Annotated in this window: 18 protein-coding genes; 13 read left to right on the top strand and 5 right to left on the bottom strand. The window is 68.5% G+C overall.

Annotated elements, in window-relative coordinates:
* Positions 1-86: 86 nt before the first annotated feature.
* The 5 genes from ACZ5CR_RS13655 to ACZ5CR_RS13635 all read left to right on the top strand — a co-directional run bounded on the left by ACZ5CR_RS13655 (position 87) and on the right by ACZ5CR_RS13635 (position 4,186).
* Positions 87-617, top strand: coding sequence for a 2-oxo-4-hydroxy-4-carboxy-5-ureidoimidazoline decarboxylase (locus tag ACZ5CR_RS13655; RefSeq protein WP_468857024.1), 531 nt, complete (start codon positions 87-89; stop codon positions 615-617).
* A 149-nt stretch (positions 618-766) separates the two neighbouring features.
* Positions 767-1,147, top strand: a complete 381-nt coding sequence (gene sdhC, locus ACZ5CR_RS13650; protein WP_283779093.1) for a succinate dehydrogenase, cytochrome b556 subunit — start codon at positions 767-769, stop codon at positions 1,145-1,147.
* Between the two features lie 6 nt (positions 1,148-1,153).
* The gene (locus tag ACZ5CR_RS13645; protein ID WP_363208840.1) at positions 1,154-1,645 is read left to right on the top strand and encodes a succinate dehydrogenase hydrophobic membrane anchor subunit; all 492 of its coding nucleotides are present in this window, start codon (positions 1,154-1,156) and stop codon (positions 1,643-1,645) included.
* Between the two features lie 16 nt (positions 1,646-1,661).
* Positions 1,662-3,416 (top strand): succinate dehydrogenase flavoprotein subunit, encoded by a 1,755-nt coding sequence (gene sdhA / locus ACZ5CR_RS13640; protein ID WP_468857021.1) that lies wholly within the window; start codon positions 1,662-1,664, stop codon positions 3,414-3,416.
* A complete protein-coding gene (locus tag ACZ5CR_RS13635; RefSeq protein WP_468857018.1) occupies positions 3,416-4,186 on the top strand; it encodes a succinate dehydrogenase iron-sulfur subunit in 771 nt (256 codons plus the stop codon). The genes sdhA and ACZ5CR_RS13635 overlap by 1 nt, the downstream gene beginning before the upstream one ends.
* 109 nt (positions 4,187-4,295) lie before the next feature.
* On the opposite strand, the gene ACZ5CR_RS13630 is transcribed toward ACZ5CR_RS13635, so the two are convergent.
* On the bottom strand, positions 4,296-4,916 hold the full coding sequence (locus ACZ5CR_RS13630) for a Uma2 family endonuclease (RefSeq protein ID WP_468857016.1): 621 nt from the start codon (positions 4,914-4,916) through the stop codon (positions 4,296-4,298).
* A gap of 64 nt (positions 4,917-4,980) precedes the next feature.
* On the bottom strand, positions 4,981-5,439 hold the full coding sequence (locus ACZ5CR_RS13625) for an ATP-binding protein (RefSeq protein WP_468857014.1): 459 nt from the start codon (positions 5,437-5,439) through the stop codon (positions 4,981-4,983).
* A 65-nt stretch (positions 5,440-5,504) separates the two neighbouring features.
* On the opposite strand from ACZ5CR_RS13625, the gene ACZ5CR_RS13620 reads away from it, so the two are divergent.
* The 6 genes from ACZ5CR_RS13620 (at position 5,505) to ACZ5CR_RS13595 (ending at position 8,327) form a co-directional block, all read left to right on the top strand.
* Positions 5,505-5,669 carry a hypothetical protein gene (locus tag ACZ5CR_RS13620; protein WP_468857012.1) on the top strand — a complete coding sequence of 55 codons (165 nt, stop codon included), beginning with the start codon at positions 5,505-5,507 and terminating at the stop codon, positions 5,667-5,669.
* A gap of 11 nt (positions 5,670-5,680) precedes the next feature.
* Positions 5,681-5,884 carry a DUF397 domain-containing protein gene (locus ACZ5CR_RS13615; RefSeq protein ID WP_468857010.1) on the top strand — a complete coding sequence of 68 codons (204 nt, stop codon included), beginning with the start codon at positions 5,681-5,683 and terminating at the stop codon, positions 5,882-5,884.
* A gap of 134 nt (positions 5,885-6,018) precedes the next feature.
* The gene (locus ACZ5CR_RS13610; protein WP_468857008.1) at positions 6,019-6,645 is read left to right on the top strand and encodes a Uma2 family endonuclease; all 627 of its coding nucleotides are present in this window, start codon (positions 6,019-6,021) and stop codon (positions 6,643-6,645) included.
* Positions 6,646-6,861: 216 nt separating this feature from the next.
* Positions 6,862-7,503: a hypothetical protein gene (locus ACZ5CR_RS13605; protein WP_468857005.1), complete on the top strand. Its 642-nt coding sequence runs from the start codon at positions 6,862-6,864 to the stop codon at positions 7,501-7,503.
* Between the two features lie 11 nt (positions 7,504-7,514).
* On the top strand, positions 7,515-7,781 hold the full coding sequence (locus ACZ5CR_RS13600) for a hypothetical protein (protein WP_468857002.1): 267 nt from the start codon (positions 7,515-7,517) through the stop codon (positions 7,779-7,781).
* 72 nt (positions 7,782-7,853) lie between these two features.
* The gene (locus ACZ5CR_RS13595; RefSeq protein WP_468857000.1) at positions 7,854-8,327 is read left to right on the top strand and encodes a VOC family protein; all 474 of its coding nucleotides are present in this window, start codon (positions 7,854-7,856) and stop codon (positions 8,325-8,327) included.
* Positions 8,328-8,351: 24 nt separating this feature from the next.
* On the opposite strand, the gene ACZ5CR_RS13590 is transcribed toward ACZ5CR_RS13595, so the two are convergent.
* Positions 8,352-8,921 (bottom strand): MarR family winged helix-turn-helix transcriptional regulator, encoded by a 570-nt coding sequence (locus ACZ5CR_RS13590; RefSeq protein WP_468856997.1) that lies wholly within the window; start codon positions 8,919-8,921, stop codon positions 8,352-8,354.
* Positions 8,922-9,000: 79 nt separating this feature from the next.
* On the opposite strand from ACZ5CR_RS13590, the gene ACZ5CR_RS13585 reads away from it, so the two are divergent.
* Positions 9,001-10,305: an MFS transporter gene (locus ACZ5CR_RS13585; RefSeq protein ID WP_468856994.1), complete on the top strand. Its 1,305-nt coding sequence runs from the start codon at positions 9,001-9,003 to the stop codon at positions 10,303-10,305.
* Here ACZ5CR_RS13585 and ACZ5CR_RS13580 read toward each other — a convergent pair.
* Positions 10,233-10,688: an Lrp/AsnC family transcriptional regulator gene (locus ACZ5CR_RS13580; protein ID WP_468856992.1), complete on the bottom strand. Its 456-nt coding sequence runs from the start codon at positions 10,686-10,688 to the stop codon at positions 10,233-10,235. The genes ACZ5CR_RS13585 and ACZ5CR_RS13580 overlap by 73 nt on opposite strands.
* A gap of 157 nt (positions 10,689-10,845) precedes the next feature.
* Here ACZ5CR_RS13580 and ACZ5CR_RS13575 point away from each other — a divergent pair, with 157 nt between their 5' ends.
* Complete coding sequence (locus ACZ5CR_RS13575) at positions 10,846-11,784, top strand: SMP-30/gluconolactonase/LRE family protein (RefSeq protein ID WP_468856991.1); 939 nt, start codon at positions 10,846-10,848, stop codon at positions 11,782-11,784.
* 31 nt (positions 11,785-11,815) lie between these two features.
* On the opposite strand, the gene ACZ5CR_RS13570 is transcribed toward ACZ5CR_RS13575, so the two are convergent.
* Complete coding sequence (locus ACZ5CR_RS13570; RefSeq protein WP_468857462.1) at positions 11,816-14,302, bottom strand: MMPL family transporter; 2,487 nt, start codon at positions 14,300-14,302, stop codon at positions 11,816-11,818.
* Between the last annotated feature and the right edge of the window lie 11 nt (positions 14,303-14,313).

The following is a 14,313-nucleotide window of genomic DNA, read 5'->3' as shown; positions in this document are numbered from 1 at the left end:
AAATTCACGCATCCGTCCGACAGCCGCCACCTCACCTCGATAGCGTTACGACAAAACCCCCACCTCCCCCACTTCTTGCCTCGCCGATGCCCCCTGCCCAGGAGCCCCCGCTGTCCCCGCACCGTTCGCCAAGCACCCCCGAGCAGCTGAACAGCGCAGAGCCCGACGCGGCCGAAGCCGCGCTGCTCACCTGCTGCGGCAGCCATCTGTGGGCCCGCCGCCTGGTCGCCCACCGGCCGTACCCCGACCTGGACGCCCTGCTCGCCGCGTCCGACGAAGCGGCGTACGACCTCCCGCTCGCGGACCTCGCCGAGGCCCTGGCCTGCGAACCTCTGCGTCCGTACGTGCCCGGCCAGGGCACGTACTCCGCCGCCCACACCGCCCTGCGGGCCGCGCACGCCGCGTACGAGAGCCGCTTCGGTCACGTCTTCGTGATCTGCCTGGACGAGGTCCGGCCGAGCCAGGCGTTGAACCATCTGCTCGCCGGAATCCGGGCCCGCCTCGCCAATGACCCGGAGGAGGAGCGGGTGCTCGCGGCCGAGGAACTGAGGAAGCTGGTCCGCGGCCGACTCACCCGACTCGTGCACGACCTGAATAGCCCGTACGTGCCTGTTTGATTGCCTGTTTGATCACACCTGGCTACCCCGCGCGAACGAACCGACAACTCGTCGATACGATGACGAGCGGCCGGTGGACCGTACCCGGCCGGGCCCGTCCGACCACCCAAGCCGGCTGGCCCCAATCCCCGCTCCCGGAGGGTTCTGCCGTGCCGGCTGGAACGCTGTACCGCGGCCGGGAAGGAATGTGGTCCTGGGTGGCTCACCGAGTCACCGGCGTCCTCATCTTCTTCTTCCTGTTCGTGCATGTGCTGGACACCGCTCTCGTCCGCGTCTCTCCTGAGGCGTACGACGATGTCGTCAGCACCTACAAGACGCCCCTCGTCGCACTCCTTGAGTACGGCCTGGTCGCCGCCATCCTCTTCCACGCCCTGAACGGCCTGCGTGTCATCGCCGTCGACTTCTGGTCGAAGGGCCCGCGTTTCCAGAAGCAGATGCTCTGGACCGTCGTGGGCATCTGGGTCGTCCTGATGGTCGGGGCGCTCTACCCGGTCCTCGGCCACGCCGTCCGCGAAGTCTTCGGGAGCTGACGCCTGATGTCCGACACCACGCTCGAGAAGTCCGGCGGGTCCGGAGTGGGTCCCGTCGAAGGCGCCTCGCTCTACGACGCCGACAACCCGGCTCCCCTCATCGAGGCCCCGCGCAAGCGCACCTCCAAGACCCCGCGCTCGACCCGCGGCAACTTCGAGATGGCCGCGTGGCTCTTCATGCGCCTGTCCGGCGTCGTCCTGGTCGTCCTGGTCCTGGGTCACCTGCTGATCCAGCTGGTGCTCGACGGCGGCGTGAGCAAGATCGGCTTCGCGTTCGTCGCCGGTCGCTGGGCCTCGCCGTTCTGGCAGGTCTGGGATCTGCTGATGCTGTGGCTCGCGATGCTGCACGGGGCCAACGGCCTGCGCACGGTCATCAACGACTACGCGGAGCGCGCCAACACGCGCCTGTGGCTCAAGGGCCTGCTGTACACCGCCACGGTGTTCACCATCCTTCTGGGCACGCTGGTGATCTTCACCTTCGACCCGAACATCCGCTAAAGCCGAGGCGAACCCAGTGAAGATTCACAAGTACGACACTGTCATCGTCGGCGCCGGCGGCGCGGGCATGCGCGCGGCCATCGAGTCGACGAAGCGCAGCCGGACCGCGGTCCTGACGAAGCTCTACCCGACCCGCTCCCACACGGGCGCGGCGCAGGGCGGCATGGCCGCCGCGCTCGCCAACGTGGAGGAGGACAACTGGGAGTGGCACACCTTCGACACGATCAAGGGCGGCGACTACCTGGTCGACCAGGACGCCGCCGAGATCCTGGCGAAGGAGGCCATCGACGCGGTCCTCGACCTGGAGAAGATGGGCCTGCCGTTCGGCCGTACGCCCAAGGGTGAGATCGACCAGCGCCGTTTCGGCGGTCACTCCCGCAACCACGGCGAGGCTCCTGTCCGCCGTGCCTGCTACTCGGGCGACCGCACCGGCCACATGATCCTCCAGACCCTCTACCAGAACTGCATCAAGGAGGGCGTGGAGTTCTTCAACGAGTTCTACGTCCTCGACCAGCTCCTGGTGGAGGTCGACGGCGTCAAGAAGAGCGCGGGCGTCGTCGCCTACGAACTCGCGACCGGCGAGATCCACCTCTTCCAGGCGAAGTCCGTGGTCTACGCGTCGGGCGGCACCGGCAAGTTCTTCAAGGTGACGTCGAACGCGCACACGCTGACGGGTGACGGCCAGGCGGCCTGCTACCGCCGTGGCCTGCCGCTTGAGGACATGGAGTTCTTCCAGTTCCACCCGACCGGCATCTGGCGCATGGGCATCCTCCTTACGGAAGGCGCCCGTGGTGAGGGCGGCATCCTCCGTAACAAGGACGGCGAGCGCTTCATGGAGAAGTACGCGCCGGTCATGAAGGACCTCGCGTCGCGTGACGTCGTCTCGCGCTCCATCTACACGGAGATCCGAGAGGGCCGCGGCTGCGGCCCCGAGGGCGACCACGTGTACCTGGACCTCACGCACCTCCCGCCGGAGCAGCTGGACGCGAAGCTTCCCGACATCACGGAGTTCGCGCGTACGTACCTCGGCATCGAGCCCTACACGGACCCGATCCCGATCCAGCCGACCGCGCACTACGCCATGGGCGGCATCCCGACGAACGTCCAGGGTGAGGTCCTCGCGGACAACACCACGGTCGTCCCGGGCCTGTACGCGGCGGGCGAGGTGGCCTGCGTCTCGGTCCACGGCGCCAACCGCCTGGGCACGAACTCGCTCCTGGACATCAACGTCTTCGGCAAGCGCGCGGGCGTCGCCGCCGCGGAGTACGCGGCGAAGAACGACTTCGTCGAGCTCCCGGAGAACGCCGAGGAGCTCGTCGTCGCCCAGGTGGAGCGCCTGCGCGACGCCTCGGGCAACGAGCGGGTCGCCGAGCTCCGCAAGGAGCTTCAGGAGACCATGGACGCCAACGTCATGGTGTTCCGCACGGAGCAGACGATCAAGACGGCGGTGGAGAAGGTCGCGGAGCTCCGCGAGCGCTACCTCAACGTCTCGATCCAGGACAAGGGCAGGCGCTTCAACACCGACCTCCTCGAGGCCATCGAGCTGGGCAACCTGCTCGACCTGGCCGAGGTCATGGCGCAGTCGGCCCTGGCCCGCAAGGAGTCGCGCGGCGGTCACTACCGCGAGGACTACCCGAACCGCGACGACGTCAACTTCATGCGCCACACCATGGCGTACCGCGAGGTAGGCGACGACGGCGCCGAGTCGATCCGGCTCGACTACAAGCCGGTCGTGCAGACCCGCTACCAGCCGATGGAGCGTAAGTACTGATGGCAACCCCGACCCTCGACAAGGAAGACGCCAAGCCCGAGGCCGGCTTCGCCGACTCCCCGTACATCACGGTCACCTTCCGCATCCGCCGCTTCAACCCGGAGATCTCGGCGGACGCGACCTGGGAAGACTTCCAGGTGGAGATCGACCCCAAGGAGCGTGTCCTCGACGCCCTCCACAAGATCAAGTGGGAGCTGGACGGGTCGCTGACCTTCCGCCGCTCCTGCGCCCACGGCATCTGCGGCTCGGATGCCATGCGCATCAACGGCCGCAACCGCCTGGCCTGCAAGACCCTGATCAAGGACATCAACCCGTCCAAGCCGATCACGGTCGAGGCCATCAAGGGGCTGACGGTCCTCAAGGACCTGGTCGTCGACATGGACCCGTTCTTCCAGGCGTACCGCGACGTCATGCCGTTCCTGGTCACGTCGGGCAACGAGCCGACCCGCGAGCGCCTCCAGTCGCCGGAGGACCGCGAGCGGTTCGACGACACGACGAAGTGCATTCTGTGCGCGGCGTGCACGTCGTCGTGCCCGGTCTTCTGGAACGACGGCCAGTACTTCGGCCCGGCGGCGATCGTCAACGCGCACCGCTTCATCTTCGACTCGCGTGACGAGGCGGGCGAGCAGCGCCTGGAGATCCTGAACGACAAGGACGGCGTGTGGCGCTGCCGCACGACGTTCAACTGCACGGACGCGTGCCCGCGTGGCATCGAGGTCACGAAGGCGATCCAGGAAGTGAAGCGGGCGCTGATCACGCGTCGCTTCTGATTCTTTCTTCGTCGGTACGTTGATCGACGTCTGTACGTTGATCGACGTCTGTACGTTGATCGACTTGGGCCCCGCTCCTGGTTTCGCACCGGGGGCGGGGCCTTCGCCGTCAGGGCCGCCCGGGGCGGCGGTTCACGGCGGTCAGGTCGATCTCGACGTCGAAGGGCGAGGAGACCTTGAGCCGGTCGTGGAAGATGCCGGTGAGCCCGTAGGACTTCGTGGCAGGGTCGAGTTCGAAGACGTAGACGACGGGGAGACCCTTCTCCTCGTCCTGCTCGACACGCCAGAAATGCGGGACTCCTGCTTGGGCGTATTTGCGGGGCTTGACCTCACGGTCGCGTTCGCGGGAGTCGGGAGAGACCACTTCGACGGCGAGGAGGACGTCTTCCGGCTTGTGCCAGGTCTGATTCGAACCAGCGTCCGCCTCGACAGGAACCACCAAGATGTCAGGCTCCAGTCGATTCCGGGAATCGAGCTTGATCGTGAACTCCCGGTCGACATCCAGATGATCCGGCGCCTGCTGGAGGAGGCTGTGCTCCAGCAGGCGCATGCAGCGCATGTGGAACCGGGTCTGCGGACTCATGAAGACGAGACTCCCGTCGATCAACTCCGTGTGCGGCGGGAGGCCCGGGATCCGGTCGAGGTCGTCAGCGGTCCAGCCCTCGGCGGGCGGGATCGGCCAGCGGTACGCCGACTCGTCTTCGAGCCCGTTCCCGGATTCGGCGCTCATGATTGCTCCCATGCGACGGAGTCTCGCCTTGCGCCTCAGAGTACCGAGCGGGAATCCCAGGGCCTCACTCATTCGAGTACGGGGCGTGCCACTCCGCCCAGACCTCCTTGCCGCCGGTGGCGCGGAGCCCGTTAATGAGGACGTAATGCCCCCAGTCATCGGCGCAACGACGAAGGAGCCAGAGGCCGCGACCTCCCTCGGAGTCGGCGTCGCTGACTCCGAGGGGCGTCGGCGGTAGCTGCGGGCTGCTGTCCCAGACACCGAGGCGGAGCCGACTGTGCGTACGGGCAAGTCGCACGGCGACGGAATCGCACGTCCAGGCCAGGGAGTTGGTGACCAACTCCGAGGCGACGAGCTGGACGTTGTCGAGGACGGCGGGGCGTACGCGGTAGCGGGTGAGGACGGCGCGCACGTGGGCCCGGACGATGCCGGGGCCGAGGGGGGTGTGGGGGATGCGGAGGGCGTACTCCCAGTCTTCGTCGGCGTGGGAGACGGGTTGCCGCTTCAGGGCGAGTTCGGGCATGGCCGTCCCGGGGCGGGACAGACCGTGCTGTACGCGGAGGGCCCTGTCCCCCCCACCTGGACACCGTGCAGCTCGACGCCGTGCAGCTCGACGCCGAACATGGATCCGTATTCCTGCATGCGGACCTCCAGTTGGAGAAGTACCGCACCTTCATGACCTACTTCGAAGCGGTAGCCCTCAAGGAGGCCGCTTCACGCGACATCATCCACACGATCATCCGCGACCTCTGAAAGGCAGCGAAGTGACCACCCTCCACTGGCAGAAGTCGTCCTACAGCAGCGAGGGGAGCAACTGCGTCGAACTAACCACCACACCGGACAACACAACGCGCCTGCGCGAATCCGACGAACCGGCGATCAACCTGCCCCTGCGAACCGCCTCCCTCACGCCTCTCCTGGAGGCGATACGCCAAGGGGCCCTCGGCACCCCAGGCATGGAGCGATAAACGAGCCGACGCGCGAGCACCTGCAGCCGACCAGGGCCTCGCCCACCCATACCGGTGAACGCGTCGAGACCGGCCTCCGCCCCCTCCCCCGTCCTACGATGATGCTCTCGACACCAGCCCTCAGGAGGCACGCGATGTCCGCAGCAGCTGCCGAGCGGCCCCATGGCGACCCGTCCGGCGAGCGGTCCCTGCTCGCCGAGGCGAACCTGCTCATGGATCGCAACCCGGGCCACCGCGTCGAGATCATCGGAGGCCAGATCACCGTGACCCCTCCCCCGGACGTGGCACATGCCCGCGCCCTCTCCCGGCTGCGGCGCCCCTTCGCCACGGCCGGGCTCGACGGCGGAGAGGCCGAGGTGCTCGAAGGCGTCGGACTCTGGCTTCCCACGGGCGCCGAGGACTACGCGATCCCCGATCTCGTCGTCGTCGATGCCGACATCGACGAGCACCTCATCGAGAACAACTGCTATGACCCCCTCTGCTTCCGCCTCGTCCTGGAAGTCACCTCCAGCAACTACCAGAACGACCTCCGCGCGAAGGTCACGGCGTACGCAGACGCCGGCATCCCGGTCTACGTCATCGTCGACCGCAAGCACGGACGCCTCCACACCCTCATGGACCCGTCCGGCGGCGAGTACACGACCCACCAGGTCCACGCCCCCGGCCAGCTGGTCATCCTGCCCGAGTCGATCGGCGCGAAGATCACGCTGGACGTGACGGAGGTCTTGGATGCGGGTAAGCCTGCGCAGGGCGGCAGTTGAGTGCCAGCCCGACAGCCGGTCATCGGGCGGGGCCGGTCAGCGGGGCCCGCGAAGCCCGCGAAGGCAAATGTCACTGACCCTGGGGCTGTCGATCAATAGGTCGCAAACGACACAAAGGCACACCAGGCTGACGGAATCCGCCTGGTGTCCCCCACTCACCCCAGAGATAGCGTTGGTTCGCTTCAGTTACCCCCCCCCACCTCACGGGAGTCCCGAGTGAACCGCCTCATCCGTCTCCTGACGGCCACACTCACCGCGTCCGCGGCCCTGCTGTTGACCGCCTGCGGATCAGGGGGCGAGGGCGACTCTCCGGACAAGATCGAGGGGGCGGGAGGCGGGGGTGCGAAGACTTCCGCAAGCCCGTCGGCAAAGCCGGGCGGGGCTGAGCGGCCAGAAATCAAGCTCCCGGCCGAGTTCGAGGCGAACTTCACGGGCTGGACGAACAGTGACCCGAAGATCCAAGAGGTCCTGGACGACGGCAAGGAGGAGCTGCGGGCGAAGTACGCGGCGATCATCGAGTCAAATCCGAATTCGGACGCGGTGGCGTTCTACGACTCGGGCTCCTCTCTCACCACGGCCCGCAAGTGGATCAAGGGCTTCACCGAGACCGACGACAGCCTGATCGGTGAGGTCAAGGCCTACGCCCCCAAGGTCAACGTCAGCGGCAAGGACGCTGCGGTGTTCTTCTACTGCGTCGACGAGCGCAAGTCGTCCACGAAGAACCGCAAGACCGAGAAGGTCACCGCCACCCCCGACACTCCGGACTCCGTGCTGCAGTACCGTGCCGGGCTCACCAAGTCCTCGCGGGGCGTGTGGCAGACCGTCTCCCTTGAGACCATCCCGGGCGTGTGCAAGTAGTGCGTACCACCGTGAAGGCCGGTACCTACTTGCTCGCCGCGGCCCTCGCCCTGGGATTCTCCTCGACGGCGGCGTGCGCCATCGGGTACAAGAACAACCAGAATCCGCCGGGGCCTTCGGGCGGCGCGGACAACAACATGCTGAACGCCGGGGTCGGCAAAACGAGCATCAAGGTCGCTCGGGTCAGCGGCGGCAAGGGCGGCTCCTCCGCCAAGGGGCTCGTTGCGACACATCCAGCGGATCCAATCGATCAGCCACCGAGCACTCCAGGCGGGTGACACCCACACCCACACGGCCGTCAAACAGTGACAGTACGGCTTAATTCGGACCGTTCGACCTACCCTGACGGAATGTCAGACAACCAGTCGGTCGGCCTGTCCGTTGAGCGGCCCGTTCGTCAATCCGGTGAGCAACCCTCGGCGAGCGACTCGTCGACCGAACTGCTCGGCTTCGACAACGTCCTCTTCCCCGTCGGCGATCTCGCGGAGGCCGTCAGCTTCTACGAGCGTGCCGGCTTTCCGGTGAGCCATCGGATCGACGAGATCGGGCTCGCGATCCTGAAGGTGGGGAAAGAGACCCCCGGGATTCTGTTGCGGGTGGAGGACGGCATCGAGCATCGACCGTCCGCCTGGGCCACGCCTCGGGTATGGCTCGAAGTGGGGGACGCGCGGGCCGCCGGGCGTGCGCTGGAGGCCGCCGGGATCAAGGCGCTCGCGCCACCCTCCTCCGTGGCCACCGGGTGGACCGTCGAGGTCGCCGATCCGTGGGGGAACGTCGTCGGGTTCACCGACTACCGCAAGCGGCCGGAGCTGGCGCGGAGTTGAGCCGCGGCATCAGAGGGGCGCGCGTCACGCCCAGCGCGCCCCGCCGCCTTCCTCCGCCACCACCATGATCCGGCGCAGCATGTCGGAGAACTGAGCACGCTCCTCGCGCGAGAGCACGCCCATCAGGCGGTACTCCTCATGGCCGAGGACATCCATCGCGCCCAGCCAGATCGACCGGCCGGAGTCGGTGAGTTCCACGTCCACGCGGCGGCGGTCCGCCTTCGACGGGGTGCGGTGGAGCAGACCCCGCTTCTCCAGGCCGTCCAGGCGGCCCGTCACCGAGGCGGGGGCCAGGTCCAGGTCGGCGGCCAGTTCGGAGGGGGTCGCGCGACCGCCCCGGCCCGCGAGTTTGTGGAGGGTGTCGAACTCGTGGCGTTCCAGGTCGAAGTCGACCAGGGACTGCTCGCGGACCCGGCGCAGATGGACGGTGAGCTTCTTCATGCGGGTGACCGCGCCCTCGACGTCCGGGTCGAGCGCAGGGAGTACGGGAAGCCAGCGCTCCACGTGATCGTCGGTCCAGTCGCGCGCCGCACCGCTCTCCCTCTCCTCCCCGTCCACCGCGCCCGCATTGTTCTTCTCGCGCCTCTTCGCCATGGTCGCAGCCTACGTCGGCATGGTTCGGTGACAGATATTTCGTTGACGAATAGTTCGGCACCGAAATACAGTCCTCTCCATGCTGTCGCACCCCCTGCTGCGCAACCGCTCCTTCCGGCTGTTCTTCGTCGGCCGCTCCCTGTCCCTCATCGGCGACGCCGTCATCCCGGCCGCCCTCGCTCTCGCCGTCGTCCGGGCGACCGGGTCCGCCTCCGCGCTCGCGCTGCTACTGGGCTGCGCGATAGGAACGAAGCTGCTGTTGCTGCCGCTCGGCGGGGTCGTGGGCGACCGGTTCAACGCCCGCACCGTGGCCCTCGTCTCCGACCTGGTGCGATGCGCGAGCCAGCTGTTCGTCGGCGTACAACTGCTCAGTGGTGATCCGCAGCTGTGGAACATCGCCCTGGCCGAAGCGATCGGCGGCGCCGCGTCCGCCTTCGCCATGCCGACGCTCTCGCCGCTCATCACGGGGACGGTCGCCCCGAAGGACCGGCACGCGGCCAACGCCGCCCTGGGCGTCGTCAGCAGCGGTTCACGCCTGGGCGGCCCCGCACTCGCCGGGCTGCTGATCCTGGTCGCGGGCCCCGGCTGGGCGTTCATCCTCGACGGCGTCTCCTTCGCCGTCAGCGCATGCCTCCTCGCGGCCGTCCGCACCCACCGCACGGCCGAAGAACCCACCGCGCGCCGCTCCCTTCGCCAGGACCTCGCCGAGGGCTGGCACGAGGTGCGCAGCCGCGACTGGTACTGGACCAGCCTCGTCGCGCACTCCGCGTGGAACGGCGCCGCGGCCGTCCTCACGACGCTCGGACCCGTCATCGCCATCGAGGAGTTGGGCGGTGAAGGCACCTGGATCGCGGTCCTCCAGGTGGGTGCCGTCGGCCTCCTCGCCGGCTCCCTGCTCGCCGGGCGCGCCCGGCCGAAGCGTCCGGTCCTCGTGGCCAACCTCGGCCTCGCCACGTACGCCCTGCCCCTCGCCCTCCTCGCGGCCGAGGCCCCCGCACCGGCCGTGATCGCCGCCTACGGACTCGCCCAGGCCGGCCTCGGTTTCCTCAGCCCCGTCTGGCAGACGTCGGTCCAGGCGGCGATACCGGCCGGCGTGCTGGCCCGCGTCACCTCGTACGACTGGCTGCTGTCGCTGGCCGCGATGCCCGTCGCCTACGTCCTCGGGCCGCTCGCGGCGGATGCGTGGGGAGCGGCGACCCCGCTGTGGATCGCCGCGGCCGTGGTGGGCGTCGCCTGCGCCGGGACAGCGGCGGTGCCGGGAGTGCGGCGCTTCGGGGTCGACGACCGGAAACAAGCCCTCTACGAAGAGGTTCAGTTCGCTCCCGTCCCGAAGGAAGGCGACACCGGCCTCTCGAAGAACGTCTCCAGCGACACCGTCGCCTGAGTCCCGCTCACGCCCTCGATCGCGTAAAGACGCCGCAGCACGTCCTGGAGCTGCCCCGTCGTCGACGTGCGGACCTTCACCAGGACGCTCGCCGCGCCCGCGATGACGTGTGCCTCCTGGATCTCGGGGATCGCGGCGAAGTCCTCGGCCCTGTCCCCCATCCATGCCGTCGAGTCGACCATGACGAAGGCCAGCACACCCTGGCCCACGGCCGCCGGGTCCACGTCGACCGTCGTGCGGCGGATCACCCCGCGCTCGCGCAGCTTGCGTACCCGCTCGTGGGTCGCGCCCGCCGAGAGGCCCACCGCCTTGCCCAGGGCCGCATAGGGCTGGGTGGCGTCCTCTTGCAGCAGTATCAGCAGTTCTCGGTCCGTGTCGTCCATCAGCTGTGCCGCTCCCGCGCTTCCTAGGGGTGGTTCGTAGGGGTGGTAGGCGTAGTGGGCGTAGTGGGCGTAGTAGCACTTGTGTACACCATATCTTGTACTGCGTTATCGTCTGTGCGCCGAATGTTATTCATTCACGCGTCAGACAGGGGCCCTCATGTCTTCCCAGAAGTTCCCGACGTCGTACGAGATTCTGGACGAGCGTTTCCGCACCGGCCGGTGCGCCAACGGGGACTCCAAGCTGGAAGTCCTCTACGACGACTGCCGGTGGGCCGAAGGGCCGCTCTACCTGCCCGCCTGGCGCCAGCTCGTCTGGAGCGACATTCCCAACGACCGGCTCCTTCGCTGGGACGAGGCCACCGGCACCGTCGGCGTCTTCCGTACGCCCGCCGGATACGTCAACGGCAACACCCTCGACCGGGAAGGCCGGTTGATCTGCTGCGAGCAGGGCAACCGGCGCGTCACCCGCACCGAGCACGACGGCCGCGTGACCGTCCTCGCCGACCGCTTCGATGGCAAGCGGTTCAACAGCCCGAACGACGCCGTGGTCCGTTCGGACGGATCGGTCTGGTTCTCCGATCCCGACTTCGGGATCACCAGTGACTACGAGGGCTTCCGCGCGCCCGCCGAGATCGGTGGCTGCAACGTCTACCGGATCGACCCCGTCACCGGTGCCGTGCGGATCGTCGCCGACGGCTTCGAGGGGCCGAACGGGCTCGTCTTCTCGCCCGACGAGCGGCAGTTGTACGTGTCCGACTCCCGCGCCGCTCAGATCCGCGCCTTTGACGTGCGTGACGACGGCACGCTGTCGGACGGGGTCGTCTTCGCCGAGTCCAAGGAATCCGGGTTCGACAACATCCGCTTCGACGACGGGGGGCGGTTGTGGGCCGCCGCCCTTGGGGACGGGGTGCACTGTTACGACCCCGACGGCACCCTCATCGGGCGCGTCACCGTCCCCGAGGCCGTCGCCAACATCGCCTTCGGCGGGCCGAAGAACAACCGGCTCTTCATCGCGGCGACGACCTCGCTCTACTCGCTCGTGATGTCCGTGACGGGGCTGCCCCGGGTCCGGGTCCCGGTCCGGGCCACAGCCTGAGACAAGGCCCCGGACGCCCCGAGCGCCCCGTTCAGCTCACCGCGTCCGCGTCCATCTCGCCGAGCGCCAGCTCCACGTCGTACACCAGCGGTTCGTTCGCGACCGCGATGTGCCGCGCGCGGGCCGCGTATCCGGAGGCCGAGACGGCAAGGAGGTACGCGCCTGCCGACGGGGCCGCGACGATGTACGAACCGTCGGCCAGGGAGACGACGCGGTCCAGTCGGCGGCCCCCCTTGGAGAGGAGGGTCAGGGTCGCGCCGTCCACCGGTTCGCCCTCCGCGGTGCGGATGAAACCGTGCACTACGGAGGCGCCGCCTTCGCCGTCGGACTCCGCCACGCGCGCGTGGGGGACGGTTTCCGCCGGTGACGCGGTTGTCCGCCCGGGCTCCCTCGGCTCCACCGCCAGGTGCGGGAGGCGCTTCTCCAGGCCTGCGGGCAGCCACCAGTTGGAGCGGCCGAGCAGGTGCATGGCGGCAGGGACGAGAGCCGTGCGCAGGATGAACGCGTCCAGGGCGACCGCCGCCGCCAGGCCGATGCCCGCCATCGCGCCCTCCATGTCGCCGCTCAGGACGAACGCGGAGAAGACGCAGATCATGATCAGGGCGGCGCAGTTGATGACCCTGCTCGTCTCGGCGAGACCCACCCTCACCGCGCGGGCGTTGTCCTTCGTGTGCACCCATTCCTCGTGCATGCGGCTCACCAGGAACACCTGGTAGTCCATCGAGAGCCCGAAGAGCAGCGACAGCATGATGACGGGCAGGAAGGCGGTGATCGGGCCCTCCTTGCCGATGCCGAGGAGCTCCGTGCCCCAGCCCCACTGGAAGACCGCCACGAGCACGCCGAAGGACGCCGCCGCCGCGATCAGGTTCATCAGGGCCGCCGTCAGCGGCACCACGAAGGAGCGGAACGCGATCAGCAGCAGGAGGAAGCCGAGCGCGATGATCGCCCCTACGAAGTAGGGCAGTCGGTCGCCCGTCACCGAGGCGAAGTCCTTGAAGACGGCCGTGACACCGCCCACGTGGGCGTCGACCCCGGCTTCCGGAATCACCTCTCCCCGTAGACGGTCGATGAGTTGATCCGTCTGCTCGGATTGGGGGGACGATGTCGGGACGACGTTGATGACCGCGATGCCGTCCGCGGGCGGGGCCGCCGCCACCCTTGCCACGCCCTCCGTCCCGCGGATGGCCGCCACCAGGCCACCGATTTCGGTGGTGTCGGTGGTGTTGGTGGTGTGGGCTTCTTCGGCCACTACTTGTAGCGGGCCGTTGAAGCCCGGACCGAATCCGTCGGCCAGCATGTCGTACGCCTGCCGGGTCGTCGTCGACTCCTGGTGGTTTCCCTGGTCGGTCGCGCCGAGCCGCAGGGAGAGCAGCGGCAGCGCCAGGAAGGCCATCACCACGACGGCGAGTGCCGCGATCGAGCGCGGGCGCTTCTGGACGTACCAGGACCAGCGCGCCGCGAGGCCGCTCGCCTCCGCGGGCTCCGGTCCCGTCGCCGCGAGGTGCCGCCGCTGCCTGCGGCTGAGCACCCGGGAGCCGAGCAGCCCGAGGAGCGAGGGCAGCAGGGTGATGGCCGCGAGGACGCTCAGGACGACCGTCAGCGATGCGGCGATGACCACGCCGTCCAAGAAGCGCATGTTCATCACCAGCATCCCGGCGAGCGCGATGCACACCGTGCCGCCCGCGAAGAGCACCGCGCGGCCCGAGGTGTTCAGGGCCTGCACCGCGGACTTCTCGGGCTCCATGCCGCGCAGGATGCCGCGCCGGTGCCGGGTGACGATGAAGAGGGCGTAGTCGATGCCGACGCCCAGGCCGATCAGGGAGCCGAGCAGCGGGGCCACTTCGGGGATGTCCGTGACGTGGCTGAGCAGCATCGTCGACAGCATGCCGAGGCCCACTCCGAAGACGGCGATGACGATCGGCAGGACCATCGCGAAGAGCGAGCCGAAGGCCAGGAAGAGGACGACGGCCGCGGCCGCGATGCCGACCGTTTCGGCGATGCCGGTGGGCGGCTCCTGGGTACGGGTGATCGCCTGGCCGCCCAGTTCGACCTGCAGGCCGGAGCGTTCGGCCCGCTGAGCCGTGTCCACGACGTCCTGGACGAGGCCCTTGGGCACCGAGTTGGCCTCCTTGGCGAAGGTCACCTGGGCGTAGGCGATGCGCCCGTTCTCGCTGATCTGTGCGGCGCCCGCCTCCTTGGACGTGTACGGGCCCGCGACCTCGCCGACGCCCTTCATGCCGGCGATCTCCTTGAGCGCGGGCTCGATACGGGAACGTACGTCCGCGTCACGAGCCGAAGCACCCTCGTCGACGCGCCAGACGACCGTGTCGGTGTCTCCGGCGCTCTCCGGGAAGGCTTTCGTCATCAGGTCGTACGCGCGTTTGGAGTCCGTGTCCGGCAGCGAGAACACATTCGAGTAGTCGGTGCCCGCCGAGGTCCCCGCCGCCCCCAGACCGAACAAGGCCCCCACCCACAGCACAAGGACCACCAGCCGGTGCCGGTAGCACCAACGCGCCAATGCCTCCACAA

The organism is Streptomyces sp. NPDC031274, assembly GCF_055570235.1.
This window is presented reverse-complemented; position numbering and strand designations above follow the sequence as displayed.

What these genes read in the sequence shown, in the direction of transcription:
- ACZ5CR_RS13655 (WP_468857024.1), top strand. Translation starts at nt 87, where the DNA reads ATGCCCCCTGCCCAGGAGCCCCCGCTGTCCCCGCACCGTTCGCCAAGC.
- ACZ5CR_RS13645 (WP_363208840.1), top strand. Translation starts at nt 1,154, where the DNA reads ATGTCCGACACCACGCTCGAGAAGTCCGGCGGGTCCGGAGTGGGTCCC.
- ACZ5CR_RS13635 (WP_468857018.1), top strand. Translation starts at nt 3,416, where the DNA reads ATGGCAACCCCGACCCTCGACAAGGAAGACGCCAAGCCCGAGGCCGGC.
- ACZ5CR_RS13630 (WP_468857016.1), bottom strand. Translation starts at nt 4,916, where the DNA reads ATGAGCGCCGAATCCGGGAACGGGCTCGAAGACGAGTCGGCGTACCGC.
- ACZ5CR_RS13625 (WP_468857014.1), bottom strand. Translation starts at nt 5,439, where the DNA reads ATGCCCGAACTCGCCCTGAAGCGGCAACCCGTCTCCCACGCCGACGAA.
- ACZ5CR_RS13610 (WP_468857008.1), top strand. Translation starts at nt 6,019, where the DNA reads ATGTCCGCAGCAGCTGCCGAGCGGCCCCATGGCGACCCGTCCGGCGAG.
- ACZ5CR_RS13595 (WP_468857000.1), top strand. Translation starts at nt 7,854, where the DNA reads ATGTCAGACAACCAGTCGGTCGGCCTGTCCGTTGAGCGGCCCGTTCGT.
- ACZ5CR_RS13590 (WP_468856997.1), bottom strand. Translation starts at nt 8,921, where the DNA reads ATGGCGAAGAGGCGCGAGAAGAACAATGCGGGCGCGGTGGACGGGGAG.
- ACZ5CR_RS13585 (WP_468856994.1), top strand. Translation starts at nt 9,001, where the DNA reads ATGCTGTCGCACCCCCTGCTGCGCAACCGCTCCTTCCGGCTGTTCTTC.
- ACZ5CR_RS13580 (WP_468856992.1), bottom strand. Translation starts at nt 10,688, where the DNA reads ATGGACGACACGGACCGAGAACTGCTGATACTGCTGCAAGAGGACGCC.
- ACZ5CR_RS13575 (WP_468856991.1), top strand. Translation starts at nt 10,846, where the DNA reads ATGTCTTCCCAGAAGTTCCCGACGTCGTACGAGATTCTGGACGAGCGT.